The sequence below is a fragment of the Skermanella sp. TT6 genome, from assembly GCF_016653635.2.
In the GTDB taxonomy this organism is placed as follows: Bacteria; Pseudomonadota; Alphaproteobacteria; order Azospirillales; family Azospirillaceae; genus Skermanella; species Skermanella cutis.
The window spans coordinates 1768453-1784325 of sequence record NZ_CP067420.1 but is presented as its reverse complement, the minus strand read 5'-3'; the positions used below and the strand labels follow the sequence as shown (position 1 = coordinate 1784325).

Here is a 15873-nt window from a genome sequence, read left to right as displayed (position 1 = left end):
GGCGGAGGTGATGCGGACCGACGATCGTAGGTTGCGCCATGGCGCAACGCATCGGGTACAGCTTTAGCGGAATCAGCCCTCCGCGGGATACACGCGCAGGATTTCGCCGTCGGACTGGTCGGTCAGAAGATACAGCGCGCCGTCGGGCCCCTGCTCGACGGCGCGTATCCTCTGGTTCAGGTCCCCGAACAGACGTTCCTCGTGGGTCACGCGGGTGCCGTCCAGTTCCAGCCGGGCCACGTCCTTCGTCGCCAGCCCGCCGTTGAAGACGCTGCCCTGCCAGGCGGGGAACGCCGACCCGGTATAGAAGGCCATGCCGGAGGACCCGATCACCGGGGTCCAGTGATGCACCGGATCCTCCATCCCCTCGGCCTGCTGCTTGCCCGTGCCGACCGGGCTGCCGTCATACTCGACGCCGTACGACACCACCGGCCAGCCGTAGTTCTTGCCGGCTTCCGGGATATTGATCTCGTCGCCTCCGCGGGGGCCGTGCTCGTTGACCCACAGCACGCCGGTTTCCGGATGAAGCGCCGCGCCCTGGATGTTGCGGTGGCCGTAGGACCAGATTTCCGGCAGCGCGCCCTGCCGCTCGACGAACGGATTGTCCTCGGGCACCGACCCGTCCGGCCGGATACGGATCACCTTGCCCAGATGGGAGTCCAGGTCCTGCGCCTGGGTGCGGAACTCCCTCTCCGACCGCTCGCCCAGCCCGATGAACAGGTAACCCTGATTGTCGAACACCAGGCGCGAGCCGAAATGCTTGGTGCCGGGCAGCTTCGGCTTCTGCGAGAAGATGACCTGCACTTCCGACAGGCTGCCGGCGTCCGGGCTCAGGATGCCCCGCGCCACGGCGGTCGAGTTGCCGCCTTCGCCGGGCTCCGTAAAGCTGAAATAGACCAGCCGGTTCTGCGCGAACTGCGGATCGAGCGCCACGTCGAGCAGACCGCCCTGTCCGCGGCTGTCCACCTCGGGAACGCCGCCGATGGGCTCCGAAACGGTGCCGTCGGCCGCGACATGCCTCAGGTTCCCGCTCTTCTCGGTCACCAGCATGGCGCCGTCGGGCAGGAACGCCAGCCCCCACGGATTGGCCAGGCCATCGGCGAAAGTGGTCACCTGAACCCTGCCCTTCTCGGTCTCGAAGGTCTCGTCGACGGCCAGCGCCGGGTTCAGGCCTGCCAGCGCCGTGGTCGCAAGGAAGGCGGCCGCGATGGCGGGGGAAACGTATCGCATAGGGGTCTCTCCTCGTCTCGTCGATTCGCAGACCTAGATAAGGGCCGAGACGGGTTGAACAACCGCGAGATACCTACAATTCCAGCCGGATCGTCCCAACATGCGGGACACTTTCAATCTATTTGACATACTCGGGTATCGATTCCTAACATCGCGCCCGGCCAACGCGGGAGCGGATCAACACCATGAAGGGCGACCACGCAGCCGTCCTGGAACAGCCCCAGGAATCGGACCGGACAGGGGAGCGGGCGCCGGAGAAGCGCCAGGGGAGCGGCACCCAGACCCTGCTGAGGGGGCTCGCCCTGCTGGAATGCGTCGCGGAGGGCATCGGGGACGTGAAGGGCATCGCGGCACGGCTCGGCACGCCGCGCAGCACCACGCACCGCATGCTCAACAGCCTGGTCGCCGAACGCTACCTGCACCATGTGCCGTACAAGGGCTACCTGCTCGGGCCGAAGCTGATCCATCTCGGCATGCGGGCACTGGAGCATCGGCCCCTGGTGGCGATGGCCCGCCCCCATATCGAGGCGCTGGCGCGGCTGACCGGCGACACGGTCCATCTCGGCGTCCTGGAGGACGGGGAAGTCTTCTACCTGGACAAGGTCCCCGGCACCCGCGGGCTGGAAATGCGCTCGCGCGTCGGCCTGGCCATGCCGGTGGCCTCGACCGGGTTGGGCAAGAGCCTGATGCTGGGATTGCCGCCGGACCGGTGGCCGGACCTGTACGAACGCGCCCGCGCGTTCGCCTCGGCCGCCCCGGGCCGGCCGCCGCTCGCCCCCTGGCCGGAGTTCCGGCGGCGGCTGGCGGAATATGCCGACCAGGGCTGGTCGTACGACCTGGAAGAGAACGAGATCGGCATCCGCTGCGTGGGCGCCCCCGTGCGCGACGTCCGCGACCAGGTGGCCGCGGCGGTCAGCGTGGCGAGCGCCGTTCCCTTCATGCCGGAGCAGAGGATGCGGGAGCTCGGACCGGCGGTCCGCGACTGCGCGGACGCGATCTCCAAGGAGTTGGGATGGAAACCCCAGTGACCGAAAAACCGGATGCCCCCGCCCTGATCGCGCTGGACTGGGGCACCTCCAGCCTGCGCGGATACCTGATGGACGCGGGCGGCAGGGTGCTGGACCGGCGCTCCAGCGCCCACGGCATCCAGAGCCTGCCGGTCCCCGGCATTCCCGGGTTCGAGCAGGCCTTCGCCGATCTCTGCGGCGCGTGGCTGAAAACCCATGGCAAGCTTCCCGCCGTGGCCGGCGGCATGGTCGGCAGCGCCCAGGGCTGGGCGGAAGCGCCCTATGTCCCCTGCCCCGCCGACACCGGCAGCCTCGCCGGAAAGGCCGTCGCGGTGGAGAGCGCGTCGGGCGTGCGCGTGCTGATCGCGCCCGGAGTCATCTTCGACCCGCCCGACGCCGTTCCCGACGTGATGCGCGGGGAGGAGATCCAGATCTCCGGCGCGCTGGCCGACCATCCCCACCTCGCCGGCCGGGCCTGCGTCGCGCTGCCGGGCACCCATTCGAAATGGGTCCAGGTGACCGACGGGCGCATCGCCCGGTTCGCCACATACATGACCGGCGAGCTGTTCGCCGTGCTGTCGCGCCACTCGATCCTCGGCCGGCTGATGCTGGACGATGCCGCGGCCTCTCCCGCCGACCGGTCCGCCGCCGAAGCGGCCTTCGCGGCCGGGGTGCGGACAGCGCGCGACGGCTTGGCCGGCGACCTGTCCCACCAGATCTTCGCCGTCCGCACGCTCGGCCTCACCCGCCGGCTGCCGCCGGAGGTGCTGAAGGACTATCTGTCCGGCCTGCTGATCGGCAACGAGCTGGTCTCCGGCCTCGCCCGCATGCGCGACACGCTGGCCGGCGACACGCCGCTGCTGTTGATCGGCGACGCCGCCCTGTGCCGGCGCTATGTCCGCGCGCTCGACCTGCTGGGCACGGTCCCGGCGGCCCTGCTCGACAACACCGCCCCCCGCGGGCTCTTCCAGTTCGCCGTAGAGGCCGGGCTGGTCACCTCCCCCGTTTCCTCCGACAGGAGCGACATGCCATGAACACGACGCCGGCCGGAACCGCCCCGGACCTGCCCTCCCCGGACCTCGGGGCGCGCCTGGACGCCGCCTTCGCCGCCCTGCCGCTGGTCGCCATCCTGCGCGGGCTGACCCCGCGGGAGGCGGAGCCCGCGGCCCAGGCCCTGTACGACCGCGGCTTCCGCCTGATCGAGGTGCCGCTGAACTCGCCGGAGCCGTTCGACAGCATCGGCGCGATCCGCAGGCTGCTGCCGCAGGACGCGATCGTCGGCGCCGGCACCGTGATGACCCCCGACCAGGTGAAGACCCTCGCGGGCCTCGGCGCCGACATCGTGGTCATGCCCCACGGCGACACGGACCTGATCCGCGCCGCCAAGTCCGCCGGCCTCGCCTGCCTGCCGGGCGTGACCACCCCGACCGAGGCCTTCGCGGCCCTGAAGGCCGGCGCCGACGCGCTGAAGCTGTTCCCGGCCGAGCTGATCAGCCCCCGCATCGTCAAGGCCATGCGCGCCGTGATGCCGCCCGGCGTCCGCCTGCTGCCGGTCGGAGGCATCGCCCCCGAGACCATGCGCGACTATCGCGACGCCGGCGTCGCCGGCTTCGGCCTGGGCTCCGCCCTCTACACCCCCGGCATGGACGTCCCGGAGCTGGCCCGGCGCGCGGAAAGCTTCGTCGCGGCGTGGCGGGAGATCGCCTGACGCAGATACGAAGGCCGACGTTCCGGAATGCCGTCGGCGCCGGCCTTGCGGACCGGCGCCGACCTGCGAGGATATTGCCGTCAGCTCAGGCGAAGAGCTGGCCGTAGTCGTCCACCCCCGTCACTCCCACCAGCGCCACCGTGGCGCCGTTGAACTGCAGCACCGTCGTGTCGGCACCCCCGGTCCCGTCGCCGTCCACTTCGGTCACGCCGCGAAGACGCAGGCCGCCGTCGATCTCCAGCCGGTCCCCTTCGGCCGCATCGAAGTCGAGCAGGGTGTCCTTGCCGCCGCCCCGGGACACCACGAAGATATCGGCGCCCGCGCCTCCTTCGAGCCGGTCGTCGCCCGTGCCGCCGTCGAGCCGGTCGTTGCCCGAGCCGCCGAACAGGGTGTCCTTGCCGTTGCCGCCGAGCAGCGTGTCGGCGCCGTCCAGTCCGCGGACCATGTCGTCGCCGTTTCCGGCCCGGTAGGTGGTGGCGAAGCCGGCCGCGTCCTGGAAGGTATCCGCCTTGTTGGTGCCGGCCACCGTCCGGGCCGGGTTGTCCAGGTCGAGACCCGCCAGCAGGGGATCATGGTCGGACACCCGGGCCGCGACCGAACCGTCGAAGTAATCGGGATCCCGGCCGAAATCGAGGTTGTAGTCGAGCGCGTCGGCCTCGTCGGCGTTGATGTGCCACTCGGTGATGCCGGTGACTTGGTGCGCCAGGGTTCCGTTCGCCAGGATGTAGTCGAGCGAGCCGATCTGGCCGTCGAACACGTAGGAGTACGGATCGTCGATCCGCTCCTGAAGGTTCTCGTAGCCGGCCGCCTTCAAGGTATCGATCGGGTCCTCCCGGAAATAGGAGTTCAGGTCGCCGAGGATCATCCGGTCGCCGTCGTCGGTGCCCGTGGGGTTGGTGCCCAGCCACTCGGTCAAGGCCTCGGCGGCCAATTGGCGCTGGTTGTTCCAGCTCCCGGCGCCGTCGCCCCGGTCGGCGTCCTCGCCCTGCCCAGCGCCGCCCTTGGACTTGAAGTGGTTGGCGACCGCGGTGAACTGCTCGCCCGTCCCGGGCTCCTCGAAACTCACCGCCAGGGCGGCGCGGCTGGTGTTCTCGCCGTTGAAGATGCGGCCGATGGTGCTCTCGGCCAGGAGCTCCGGCCTGACGTCGGAATCGTCCAGGATCGCCACTTCGGTGTCCCGGGCGATCCGGACCTCTTCCGGCTTGTAGATCATGCCGACGGCGATCGCGTCACCGCCGACGAAGTCCTGCCCGGGGCGCACCCAGTCGTACAGGGTCTTCCCGGCCGCCGCGTTCAGCTCGCCGACCAGATATTCGACCGCATTGCCGGACGAGCCCTCGATGAAATCGTTCTCCAGCTCGACGAGGCCGAGCACGTCGGCGTCGAGCCCCAGGATCGCGGTCACCAGCTTGTCGGTCTGGCGCTCGAACTCCGCCGGGCTGTTGGCCCCGCGCGGCTCGAACCCGTTCTCCGTCCTATTGCCGCCGGCGTTCAGGGTGGTGAAATAGTTCAGGACGTTGAAGCTGGCGACCTGCAGCGTGCCGCCGACCGGGTCTGGTTCGGATGGGCGCTCGTTGACGGACATGAAGGTATTGTCGCCGTCCTCGACCGACCGGACGCGGTAGGCTCCCGCCGGGCCGAAGCCAAGCACGCCCGTCAGCCCGGTGACCGTGTCTCCCATGCGCGGCGCCGTCGCGGTGCCGTAGCCGGGCTCTTCCGGGTTCGCGGCGGTCGGACCCGCGCCGTCGTCGTCGGGATCGAAACCGTCGAGGAAGTCGATCGGCTGGTTCTGGCTGTTCAGCCCGTCGTCGTAGGTGATCGAGCGCGATGCCAGCTGCCGGAGGTGATCGGCGTAGCCCGCCGCATCCGGTTCGTTCGTCTGGGTGAACTGGTACGGACGATCGTCCGCTGACTCGTCGATGCGTCCCGCCAGGCGGTCGCCCTCGCCGGCATAAAGCTCGATCTCGTTGAAGCGGTCCAGGTTGAACTGCTCGGTCACCGCCAGCGTCTGCGGGATGGTGACCAGCATGCCTTCATAGGCTTCCAGGTCGGGCTGGAAGCCGTTCGATGCCGAACCGGTGGTGCCGGCGGCCGGCAGGTCCATCTCCACCGCGAGCGTGCCGATATCCGCCACCGCGCCGGCAGACACCACCTGGATGTCGGCGGCGCCGGCGACGGTGAGCTGGGTCTCGCCATTGAACTCCGCCACCGTCCCGGTCACCCGGACGAGGTCGCCCTCGTTCACGTCGGCGCGGAGGGGGCCTGCCCCTTCGTAGACGAAGATGCCTTCGGAGGTGAGGCCGTCGGCGTCCCGGTCGGCCGCTTCCTCCACAAGGTAGAAGCCGCCGATCTCCCGCCGGGGGTCGGCATCTCCGTTCTGGAAATCGCCGACCACGACGGCCTCGACGGTGACCCTGCCGCCGACGAGCGGGCTCGCCGTGCCGCCGCCCTGGACCTGAGAGATCCGGGATATGCCGACATCGTCGTCGACGATGGTCGCCGTGCCGGAACCGTCGGCGATCCGTGCCTCGCCGGCCGTCGCGGTCGGATCGGACAGCGAAAGCGTGAAGGTCTCGTCGGGTTCGGGCACGGAGTCGTCCGCGATCTCCACGGTCACCTGGCGCGAGAGCTCCCCGCCTTGCTCGAAGGTCAGCGTGCCCCGGGTTGCCGCATAGTCGCCGCCGGCCGTGGCGCTGCCGTCCTGCGTCGCGTAATCGACCGTGAAGGCCGTCGCGGCATCGGTACGCGAGACGGTGAAGACCGCCGTTCCGTCCGCCTCGTTCACCGTGACGTCGCCGACCGATACCTGCGTCGCCCCATCGCCGAACACATCGGAGCTGCTGACGCGGATATCGTCGATGCCGACCCACTCGTCATTGCCGACGGCGTTGGTCGTGATGACCCTCACCTGGAGCTGCGGCTGGTCGCCGGCTTCCGGCGGGAGCGCCACCGACACGGGGATCGACGCGCCGCCCAGGTTCGGTCCCTGGGTCGCGTCGGCCAGGTAGCCGCCCTCGACATTGGTCCAGCTTCCCGTTTCGCCGAGGCGGTACTGCACGGCGACCTGCTGGACGGCATCGTCGGGGCCGCTTTCCAGGTCCCGCGCGGTGAAGGTCAGCTCGATGTTTTCCTGCCCGGTCGAATCGAGATGGATCACGACGTAGGGCGCATCGGCGGTTGCCGACCCGCTGAGCGCCACGGTCGGATCGCCGATCGCGAATTCCGTCACGCCGCCGGTGTTGAAGGTGTTGGGATTGGTCTGGTCGGCATTCACGTCCAACACGGCGGATGTTCCGATCACCGTACGCGGATCGGCCCCGGTCGCCGAGGTCAGGTCGTCGCCGCGGTACCCCATGATCGACGGGACTCCGGACCAGTCGTCGTTCTTCGCGATCAGGCCGGCCTCGCTCCAATCCTGCGCGAACGCGCCTTGGGAGAGCCGGTGGTATTGGCTGGTCATCTTTCCTCAACCCTGTTTGTCGGACACCCGCGGGGGGCGCCTGCGGCCGCGTCGTGGCGGCCTGGATGGCTTTGGCGGGACGGCATCCCTGGCGGGGCATGCCGGCTGTCGTGCAAATCGGCGGCGAGCAAATTGTCCCTGCTCGGACCGGATTACTTCCGGACGCCGCCGGCATCGACCGGCAGGACCGAAGGCCAGACTTGTAGTGACGATCTGTGACAGGGAGATGAAATCCAAGGCAGGGCATTAGTTTTTCTTCATAGATCTGTATTTTGTCCATCAGGCAGGGCAATCTTGAGACATACTATTTATTATTATTTTATGATCATGCTAATCATTTAGCGGGTCTTTGTTGGACACTCTCCCATCGCGCATGGGCACGCCGGCGGGCCGTTCCAGACGGAGCTTTCCCCATGACCCGAAACCCTGTGCTATCCTGTCCGGCGTTCATCGGTGCGGATCGAAAGGACGATGATGACGGCGCAGTTCTCTCACCGGCTGATGACTGTCGAGGAATTCCTGGACTGGGATGACGGCCGGTACGAACTGGTCGACGAGATCCTGTCCACCAACGAGGCCGACACGCGCGAGAACATCACGCGCTACATCTCGCTGACTTCCATCCGGGAGGTCGCCTTGTTCCACTCGGAGATAAAAGTCGCCGAGCGCTGGAGACGCGGTGCGGACGGGTGGTCCGACGACCCCGATCTCTTCACCGGCTCCATGAGGCTCGACACGATCGACCTGAGCCTGGATTTCGACGAAGTCTATCGCTGGGTGAACTTCCGGGGCTGAACTGGATTTGACTATGGACGTTTCCGAGGAGCGATCTTCTTTATCTGCCCACAGATACACGCAGATGGACGCAGATGATTTTCATTTCGACTCATCGGTGCCCATCCGTGGACGATGAAAGGGCCTGCCGACGCCGGGCCGGCAGGCGTCGGCGGCCGTGCGGAGGAGGCCGCCGTCCGCCCCGCGGGACGCAACCCCTCCCCGCCTGGGTCGTCACGCCGCCGGCAGCAACTCCTTCGTGTAGAGGCTCTGCCCGTCCAGGTCCTTGAGGGTCACCAGCATCACGCCGTCCTCGCCGATGTCAACCTGGCCGAAGAACTGCATCCCGGCCGACGGGGCCAGGTTGGACTGGCCGTCCGGCGGAGCCTTCACGAACATCAGCTGCGGGCCGAAGGTGTCGTCCAGCTCGTTGGGACCGAAGGTGCCGGAGTTCAGCGGGCCGGAGACGAACTCCCAGAACGGCTCGAAGTCCTGGAACTTCGCCTTGTTCGGATCGTAATAATGGGCCGCGGTGTAGTGGACGTCGGCGGTCAGCCACACCGTGTTGCGGATGCCGTTGCGCCGGATGAAGCTCAGCAGGTCGGCGATCTCCAGCTCGCGGCCGCGGGCCGGGCCGTTGCCCTGGGCGATGGCTTCCGACCCGGTCTTGTCCTTGCCGTTGTCGTACACGATCACGCCGATCGGCATGTCGGCCGCGATCACCTTCCAGGTCGCGTTCGAGGCGAGCAGGGCCTGCTTCAGCCAGCGGATCTGTTCGGAACCCAGGATGGCGGTCTCCGGTCCCATCTCCTCCTGGAGGTTGGCGGTGTTGGGGCCGCGGTAGCTGCGCATGTCGATGCGGAACACGTCGAGATGCGGGCCGTAGGAGAATTTGTTGTAGATCCGGTCGCGGTTCTCCGGGTCGTGCCGGATCGGCATGTATTCCAGGAAGGCGCGCATTCCGTTGGCGGCCAGCACCGCGGCGCTCTTCTCCTTGTAGCGCTGGTCCGCGTCCATGCGCTTTTCCCAGTACCAGTTGTTGGTCGCCTCGTGGTCGTCCCACTGGGCGAACATCGGCACCTCGGCGTTGAAGCGGCGCAGGTTCTCGTCCATCAGGTTATAGGCATGGGCGCCGCGGAAATCGCCCAGCGTCTCGGCGACCTTGGACTTCGCCTCGGTCGTGATGTTCTTCCAGACCCCGCCGCCCGGCAGTTCCTTGGTCTCCGGGATCGGGTTGTCGGCATAGATCGTGTCGCCGGAATGGATGAAGAAGTGGGGCTCGGTCCGGCGCATCGCCTCGTAGATCCGCATCCCGCCGAAATCGGGATTGATGCCGTATCCCTGCCCGGCCGTGTCGCCGGACCAGACGAAGCGGACCCGGCCGTTGCCCGGGGCGGTGCGGAACTGGCCGGTCACCGGCTCGCTGAAGCTCTTCAGGTCGGACAGGTCCTGGAAGCTGACGCGGTAGAACACGCGCTGGTCGGCCGGCAGCCCGGACAGGTCGAGCCGGGCGGTGTAGTCGCTGTCGGTGACGGCGACCGGACCTTCGAAGCGCCTGGCGTTCCTGAAGCTCTCGGTCGTGGCGACCTCCACGATCATGCGGGCCGGCCGGTCGGCCCGGCTCCAGACGATCGCCCGCCCGCCGGACAGGTCGCCGGACTGGACGCCGTAGGGCATGGCGATGCGGCGGCTGTCGGCGGTGACGATGGCCGGGGCCGCCTGGGCCAGCGCCCGGCCTGCCGTCGACGCCGCGACCAGCAGACCGCCGCCGGCCAGCGCCGAGTTGTACAGGAACGAGCGGCGGGTGACCCACCGCCGGGGCTCGGGAATTTTGGACATGATCAGGATTCTCCCGTTCCGGTTTATCGATCGGCGGAAGCTACCCACTGCTCATGACAGTTTTTCATGCGGGGGCAGGCGCAAACGGGCACCCCCCATCGGCTAGGCCGCCCCTCCGCTCTCAATCCCCGTGCAGCGGCATCGTCACGGTCACCCGCGTGCCGCCGTCGCCGTTCGCGCCCTCGATCTCCAGCACGCCTTCGACCCGCGTCGCCAGGGCGCGGATCAGGTTCATGCCGAGGCTGTCTGTCGCCTCCTCCGGCATGCCCTTGCCGTTGTCGGTGACCTCGAGCCTGAGGCGCTCGCCCGGCAGGACGGTCAGCGACACCCGGATCTCGCCCCGGGCCCCGTCGGGGAAGGCGTGCTTGAAGGCATTGGTCACGATCTCGTTGATCAGCAGGCCGAGCTGGATCGCCATGTCGAGCCCCAGCGCCACGTCGTCGGTCTCGACCATCAGCTCCGGCCCGTCGCCCCGCGCGGTGAAGGAGGTCCGCAGGTGGGCGCACAGGTCCCGGACATAGCCGGAGAGATCGACGCGGGCCAGGTCGTCGGATTGGTAGAGCTTCTCGTGGACGATGCTCAGCGAGTGGATGCGGCTGCGCACGTCGTCCAGTTCCTGCCGGACCAGCGGGTTGGTGGACTTGCGCGCCTTCAGGCTGACCAGGCTGGAGATGATCTGGAGGTTGTTCTTGACCCGGTGGTAGACCTCCTTCAGCAGCACTTCCTTCTCGACGACGCTGGCGCGGAGCGCCGCGTTCGCCTCCAGAAGCTCCTCCTCCCGCTGGCGCAGGTCGTTCAGGCTGCTCAGCAGCTCCTGGTTCTGGCGCTGGACCTCCTCGACCGGGTCCAGCGGCTGCTGGCGCGCAAGCTCGTCCATCAGCTTGTTGATGAACTCCGGGATCGGCATGCCCAGCGGCTTGGACAGGATCCGGGTCAGCCGGACCATCGTCCCTTCCGCGGACGTCTCGATGTCCAGCCTGTCCATCAGGCGTTGGGCGCCGAGCAGGCCCAGCCCCATGCCGGTGCGCGACCGGTAGCGGCCGGCCAGGATATCGTCCAGCTCGGAGATGCCCGGCCCCCGGTCGCCGACCTCGATCACCAGGGCCACCTTCCCGGCGACCTCCTGGATCTTGAAGTCGGCCTTGCCGCCTTTGGCATAGGCATAGGCGTTGCGGCAGACCTCCGACACCGCCGTGGCTATGCGGGTCTGGTCCTGGACCTCGAAGCCCATCCGGTCGGCGACCAGCCGCGCCCGCTGCCGGGCATGGACGATGTCCCGGTCATGGCGGACATGGACCGTGAAGAGGGGCCAGGTCAGGGGTCTCTGGTCTTCAGCACGACGATCAGGTTGTCGTCCCGGACCCGCTTGAAATCGCGGTACAGCACGGCCGCGATCATCGTCGGGTGTCTTGTTGCCAGCCCCGGGTAGCTGTCGATATCCCATTTAGTGCTCAAACCGTCCGAATGGAAAACCGCCAGCAGATCGCCACCGTAACCATACTCGTATTCCTTCACTTTCGACATATTATGCCCGACGACGCCGTTTTGCGACACCGTTCGGACCTGCCCTTCCCGCGACCGGAAGTACCCCGCGATATTGCCCACCCCGGCGAACAGGATGCGGCGCTCGACCGGCTCGATCCGCACCACGGCGATGGCGGCGCCGCGCGTCCCCCGCAACGCCCGGTGCAGATCCTCGACCAGGGGTTCGGGCATCCGCTCCTTCGACCGCCTGAACCCCGCCCGGGCGGCATCCGCCGCGTCGGCGGCGCCGAGACCATGGCCGAGGCCGTCACACAGCAACAACAGCGTGGCGCCGCGATCGGTCACCCGGACCGACCAGGTATCGCCGCTCACCGCCTCCCCGATGCGCGGAAGGCAGACCGCCCCGACTTCCAGCCCGGGAAGGTCGGGCGCGGACCGGCCACCGCCGGCCCGCACGCCGCAGAAGATCGCGGTACCGCCGCCCGGCTTGGAATAGACGTCGAAATGGTCGGACTGGCGCTGGATCGCGCCCAGCCCGGTGCCGGGACTGTCGCCGCTGGTGACGCCGTCCCGCAGGCAGTCCTGCACGTTGGCCATGCCCGGACCGCTGTCCAGGGCGATCACGGTGACCTCGCCGCTGGTGCCCGACGACCTGGCGTCCAGCAGGATCTCCCCGCCGCCGCCGTGGCGCAGGATGTTGGTGGCGGCCTCGGTCACGACCAGTGCGAGACGGGCGCATTCCTGCTCGCCGAGACCGGCCGGGGACGCCAGCTGCACCGCCTTGCGGCGTGCCTCGGCGACCTGGGTCTGTTCCCGGATTGGGACCGAAACTACGGCCGTTCCGTCCATGATGCGACTTTCACTATGGTTCCCTCGCCCGGCGCGGACCGGATCTCGAACTCCTTGCAGAGGCGCTTGGCGCCGCTCAATCCAAGCCCGAGGCCGCCGCCCGTGCTGTAGCCATCCTTCAATGCCAGGGCGATGTCGGCGATCCCCGGCCCCCGGTCGCTGAAGATCATTTCGACCTTGCGCCTCGACATCCGGCCGACGATGGCGATCCGCATCTCGCCTCCGCCGCCATAATCCAACGTGTTGCGCGCCAGTTCGCTCGCGGCCGTGACCATGCGGGTGGTCTCGATCTTCGAGGCTCCGATGGTCGCCATGGCGGCCGCGGCCACCCGCCGGACCCGGCTGACGTCGGCTCCGGTCTGGATCGGGATCACCTCGCCGTCGGCGGCTCCTCCCTCGTGCCCCGGATCAGGCCTCATGGAGGCGCGCGGCCTCCCCGTCGGCGCCCCGGCGGATCAGCTCCATGCCGCGGTCCACGTCCAGGGCGGTGCGGACGCCCTGCAACGACATGCCCAGTTCCACCAGCGTGATGGCGACCGCCGGCCGCATGCCGACGATCACCGTGGAAGCGTCCAGGATACGGGCGATCGCCGAGATGTTGGCGAGCATGCGCCCGATGAAGCTGTCCACCACGTCCAGGGCCGAGATGTCGATCAGGACGCCCTTCGCGTGGGTCTTGGAGATCCGCTCGGCCAGATCGTCCTTCAGCGTCATGATCATCCTGTCCTCCAGATCGACCTGAATCGTCAGGAGCAGGCAGTCGCCGATCTGGAAGATCGGGATGCGGTTCGGCTCGAGGAAGTGGGTCATGTCGATCCTGCCGCCGCTCAGCGGTTCGAGAAGGTGACGCCGGTGCGTTTCAGCGCATGGGCGAAGGCGCTCTGGAGGTCGGCCTTGGTGGCGACCTGCGGCAGTTCCACGCCGAGATGAACGATGGTCTGGGCGATCTGCGGCCGGATGCCGCTGATGATGCATTCCGCCCCCATCAGCTTGGCCGCGGCGGCCGTCTTCAGAAGGTGTTGGGCGACCAGGGTATCGACCGTGGGCACGCCGGTGATGTCGATGATCACGATCTCGGCCTTGCTCTCGACCACGGCTTCGAGCAGGTTTTCCATCACGATCTGCGCGCGCGAGCTGTCGAGCGTGCCGATCAGCGGAAGCGCCACGATGCGATCCCAAAGCTGCACCACCGGGGTGGACAGCTCCAGCATCTCCTGCTGCTGGCGCTGGATGATCTCCTCCCGGCCGCGCAGATAGATGTCGTTCGTATAAAGGCCCAGCTTGTCGAGCAGCACCGTCGCCGACCAGGCCTCCTCGACCAGGGTCTGCGGGTCGTCCTTGTACTGGTCGCGCAGGCATTCGAAGATCGGCTGCTTGAGCGCCAGGATGAACGTGGCGGTCTCGGTCGGGGTGAAGCCGTGATCGACGCGGTAATTGGTGACCTCGGTCAGCATGTCCCGGACATCCTGCCACTGCTCGCTCTCGATGTCGAAATTGACCCCGTTCTGGGTCGCGGCGGTCAGATGCGACAGGAAGCTGCGCGACTGGCGGCGGATCTCCGCCTCGCGCATCAGATCGGCGCGAAGCACACCGACGTCGGATTGGGCTGCGATCCAGTCGGTCAGGATACGATCCTGGTACCGGCTCAGGAGAGCCGGGAGCTTGCTGCCGGAAGAGTCGGGCATCTTTTCTTCTTCTCGTCAGTTCATCTTCTGGGGCGGATGCACCGCCAGCGCCTGGCCGATCGCGGTCCGGAGAACCTCCGGCTGGAACGGCTTGGCGATCAGGAAGGCCGGCTCCAGCTGCTCGCCGGTCAGCAGGCGTTCCGGGAAACCGGTGATGAAGATCACCGGAAGGTTGGTCGACCGCAGGATCTTCTGGACGGCCTTGATGCCGCTGTCGCCGCCCTTGAGCTGGATGTCGGCCAGGATGAGCTCCGGCGCGGTTTCCTGGGCGAGGCGCAGGGCCTCCTCCTCGCGGGCGGCGGAACCGCATACCTGGTGGCCCATGTCGGTCACGAGGCCGGCGATGTCCTCGGCGATCAGGGGCTCGTCCTCGATGATCAGGACGCGGACGGAAGTCTGCTTGGCCAGTTCGGCCCGGGCCGCCTCCAGCTCGTCGCGGATCTCGTCCGTGGTGACGCTGAGGATGCGGCCGGCCTCGTCGAACGAGAAACCTTCGAGCGAGATCAGCAGCAGGACCTGGCGCTGGCGCGGCGGCAGCCGGCCGACGCCCTGGATCACCTTGGCGTCAGGATTGCCGTCGGCGATGTCGGGCACGGCTTCGGGAAACGTCTCGTCCACCAAGGACCAGACCTCGTGGAATAGGGCGAACAGTTCGAGCCGGATGTTGCCGGCAGGATCGATGCGGTCGGGCTCGGCAAGATAGGCTTCGAGGCACACCCGGACATATTGGTCGCCGCGATCCTGGGAACCCAGGAGAGCGCGGGCGTAGCGCCTCAAATAGGGAAGATATTTCACAATCTCTGCGGAGGATTCCGGCATTCTGATCTCGACGGTCCATCATGAAGCTGATCTGCCCGCCTTGTTTCCGGCGGGATTCGATTCCGAAAGTTCCAGATAACATACTCGCGTATCCGACGGATGGGGGTATTCGGCCTAAACCCTTTCGCGGCGGATGAACATCGCGGTCCGACCGGCAACGCCTGAAGTCATGAAAGGTTGCAGGCACGCGTGAATTGACACGGCCCGCGGCGGGGAGCAAAGGTCTGGACGATCGTCCCAGCCAGCCCCGCAGCCAGCGAGAAAGCCGCCTTGCCCATCACTTCCGAGGTCGAACTCTACGATCCGGTGAAAGCCTTCCTCGAAGCCCAGGGATACGACGTCAAGGGAGAGGTGCGGAGCTGCGACCTGGTCGCCGTCCGAGCCGGCGAACCTCCCGTCCTGGTAGAGCTGAAGCTGCGGTTTTCCCTGTCGCTGGTCCTCCAGGGAATCGACCGGCTGGCCCTGTCGGAGCGCGTCTACCTCGCGGTGCCCCGGCCGACCGGCCGGCGGGCATCGGGGCCCAACGCTAACGACGGCAATGTCCGCAAGCTGTGCCGCATGCTGGGGCTGGGGCTGCTGACGGTAGATCCGGCGGCCCGCGCCGGCCGGCAGGTGGATCTGGTGATCGAGCCGGCTCCCTACCGCCCGCGGGTGAACGCCAAGCGCGCCCGGCTGCTGCTGAAGGAGCACGGCCGGCGGCTCGGCGACCCCAACCGCGGCGGATCGAGCAAGGTCAAGATCGTCACCGCCTACCGCCAGGAAGCCCTGCGCTGCGCCGCCCTGCTGAAGGCGAACGGCCCGATGGCCGTGGCGGCGCTGCGGCGGGACGGCGACGCCCCCAACGCCGCCGGCATCCTCCAGCGGAACGTCTACGGCTGGTTCGAGCGGGTCAGCCGCGGCAGCTATCGCCTGACCGGGGAAGGGCTGCGCGGGCTGGAACAGTTCGCGCCGGAAATTCCGGCGGAGGAGCTGGCCGAACACTCCGCGCCGCCGTGATGTTGACTTGACGGGGGGAGT

The 15873-nt window shown here is 67.9% G+C and carries 14 protein-coding genes; 5 read left to right on the top strand and 9 right to left on the bottom strand.

Going from position 1 to position 15873, the window contains the following annotated elements; genetic code table 11:
• Window positions 1-72: 72 nt before the first annotated feature.
• On the bottom strand, window positions 73-1230 hold the full coding sequence (locus IGS68_RS08320; RefSeq protein WP_201078863.1) for a PQQ-dependent sugar dehydrogenase: 1158 nt from the start codon (window positions 1228-1230) through the stop codon (window positions 73-75).
• 185 nt (window positions 1231-1415) lie between these two features.
• Between IGS68_RS08320 and IGS68_RS08315 the strand changes: the two genes are divergently transcribed.
• From IGS68_RS08315 to IGS68_RS08305, 3 genes are read left to right on the top strand one after another with little or no spacing between them, the layout of a single operon-like run.
• On the top strand, window positions 1416-2258 hold the full coding sequence (locus IGS68_RS08315) for an IclR family transcriptional regulator (protein WP_201078861.1): 843 nt from the start codon (window positions 1416-1418) through the stop codon (window positions 2256-2258).
• Window positions 2255-3271, top strand: coding sequence for a 2-dehydro-3-deoxygalactonokinase (locus IGS68_RS08310; protein ID WP_247881235.1), 1017 nt, complete (start codon window positions 2255-2257; stop codon window positions 3269-3271). Before IGS68_RS08315 ends, IGS68_RS08310 begins: the two co-directional genes overlap by 4 nt.
• Window positions 3268-3945 (top strand): 2-dehydro-3-deoxy-6-phosphogalactonate aldolase, encoded by a 678-nt coding sequence (locus IGS68_RS08305; protein WP_201078855.1) that lies wholly within the window; start codon window positions 3268-3270, stop codon window positions 3943-3945. Before IGS68_RS08310 ends, IGS68_RS08305 begins: the two co-directional genes overlap by 4 nt.
• Before the next feature lie 85 nt (window positions 3946-4030).
• On the opposite strand, the gene IGS68_RS08300 is transcribed toward IGS68_RS08305, so the two are convergent.
• Window positions 4031-7405: an ExeM/NucH family extracellular endonuclease gene (locus IGS68_RS08300; protein ID WP_201078852.1), complete on the bottom strand. Its 3375-nt coding sequence runs from the start codon at window positions 7403-7405 to the stop codon at window positions 4031-4033.
• Between the two features lie 471 nt (window positions 7406-7876).
• On the opposite strand from IGS68_RS08300, the gene IGS68_RS08295 reads away from it, so the two are divergent.
• Window positions 7877-8200 carry a hypothetical protein gene (locus IGS68_RS08295; protein WP_201078850.1) on the top strand — a complete coding sequence of 108 codons (324 nt, stop codon included), beginning with the start codon at window positions 7877-7879 and terminating at the stop codon, window positions 8198-8200.
• A gap of 213 nt (window positions 8201-8413) precedes the next feature.
• On the opposite strand, the gene IGS68_RS08290 is transcribed toward IGS68_RS08295, so the two are convergent.
• The 7 genes from IGS68_RS08290 to IGS68_RS08255 all read right to left on the bottom strand — a co-directional run bounded on the left by IGS68_RS08290 (window position 8414) and on the right by IGS68_RS08255 (window position 14832).
• Complete coding sequence (locus IGS68_RS08290) at window positions 8414-10018, bottom strand: alkaline phosphatase D family protein (RefSeq protein ID WP_201078848.1); 1605 nt, start codon at window positions 10016-10018, stop codon at window positions 8414-8416.
• A 121-nt stretch (window positions 10019-10139) separates the two neighbouring features.
• On the bottom strand, window positions 10140-11249 hold the full coding sequence (locus IGS68_RS35435; RefSeq protein ID WP_247881234.1) for a sensor histidine kinase: 1110 nt from the start codon (window positions 11247-11249) through the stop codon (window positions 10140-10142).
• 83 nt (window positions 11250-11332) lie between these two features.
• Window positions 11333-12352 (bottom strand): ATP-binding SpoIIE family protein phosphatase, encoded by a 1020-nt coding sequence (locus tag IGS68_RS08275; protein ID WP_201078846.1) that lies wholly within the window; start codon window positions 12350-12352, stop codon window positions 11333-11335.
• Window positions 12334-12771, bottom strand: a complete 438-nt coding sequence (locus IGS68_RS08270; RefSeq protein ID WP_201078844.1) for an ATP-binding protein — start codon at window positions 12769-12771, stop codon at window positions 12334-12336. The genes IGS68_RS08275 and IGS68_RS08270 overlap by 19 nt, the downstream gene beginning before the upstream one ends.
• Complete coding sequence (locus IGS68_RS08265) at window positions 12761-13162, bottom strand: STAS domain-containing protein (RefSeq protein WP_201078842.1); 402 nt, start codon at window positions 13160-13162, stop codon at window positions 12761-12763. Before IGS68_RS08265 ends, IGS68_RS08270 begins: the two co-directional genes overlap by 11 nt.
• 17 nt (window positions 13163-13179) lie before the next feature.
• Window positions 13180-14037 carry an STAS domain-containing protein gene (locus IGS68_RS08260; protein WP_201078840.1) on the bottom strand — a complete coding sequence of 286 codons (858 nt, stop codon included), beginning with the start codon at window positions 14035-14037 and terminating at the stop codon, window positions 13180-13182.
• 15 nt (window positions 14038-14052) lie between these two features.
• Window positions 14053-14832, bottom strand: coding sequence for a response regulator (locus tag IGS68_RS08255; RefSeq protein WP_247881232.1), 780 nt, complete (start codon window positions 14830-14832; stop codon window positions 14053-14055).
• A gap of 294 nt (window positions 14833-15126) precedes the next feature.
• Between IGS68_RS08255 and IGS68_RS08250 the strand changes: the two genes are divergently transcribed.
• Window positions 15127-15852 (top strand): DUF2161 domain-containing phosphodiesterase, encoded by a 726-nt coding sequence (locus tag IGS68_RS08250; protein WP_201078836.1) that lies wholly within the window; start codon window positions 15127-15129, stop codon window positions 15850-15852.
• Window positions 15853-15873: the final 21 nt, after the last annotated feature.

Coding starts and splice junctions, on each gene's coding strand:
- IGS68_RS08320 (WP_201078863.1), bottom strand. CDS start 1,230: ATGCGATACGTTTCCCCCGCCATCGCGGCCGCCTTCCTTGCGACCACG.
- IGS68_RS08315 (WP_201078861.1), top strand. CDS start 1,416: ATGAAGGGCGACCACGCAGCCGTCCTGGAACAGCCCCAGGAATCGGAC.
- IGS68_RS08305 (WP_201078855.1), top strand. CDS start 3,268: ATGAACACGACGCCGGCCGGAACCGCCCCGGACCTGCCCTCCCCGGAC.
- IGS68_RS08300 (WP_201078852.1), bottom strand. CDS start 7,405: ATGACCAGCCAATACCACCGGCTCTCCCAAGGCGCGTTCGCGCAGGAT.
- IGS68_RS08295 (WP_201078850.1), top strand. CDS start 7,877: ATGATGACGGCGCAGTTCTCTCACCGGCTGATGACTGTCGAGGAATTC.
- IGS68_RS08290 (WP_201078848.1), bottom strand. CDS start 10,018: ATGTCCAAAATTCCCGAGCCCCGGCGGTGGGTCACCCGCCGCTCGTTC.
- IGS68_RS35435 (WP_247881234.1), bottom strand. CDS start 11,249: ATGGGCTTCGAGGTCCAGGACCAGACCCGCATAGCCACGGCGGTGTCG.
- IGS68_RS08275 (WP_201078846.1), bottom strand. CDS start 12,352: ATGGACGGAACGGCCGTAGTTTCGGTCCCAATCCGGGAACAGACCCAG.
- IGS68_RS08270 (WP_201078844.1), bottom strand. CDS start 12,771: ATGAGGCCTGATCCGGGGCACGAGGGAGGAGCCGCCGACGGCGAGGTG.
- IGS68_RS08265 (WP_201078842.1), bottom strand. CDS start 13,162: ATGACCCACTTCCTCGAGCCGAACCGCATCCCGATCTTCCAGATCGGC.
- IGS68_RS08260 (WP_201078840.1), bottom strand. CDS start 14,037: ATGCCCGACTCTTCCGGCAGCAAGCTCCCGGCTCTCCTGAGCCGGTAC.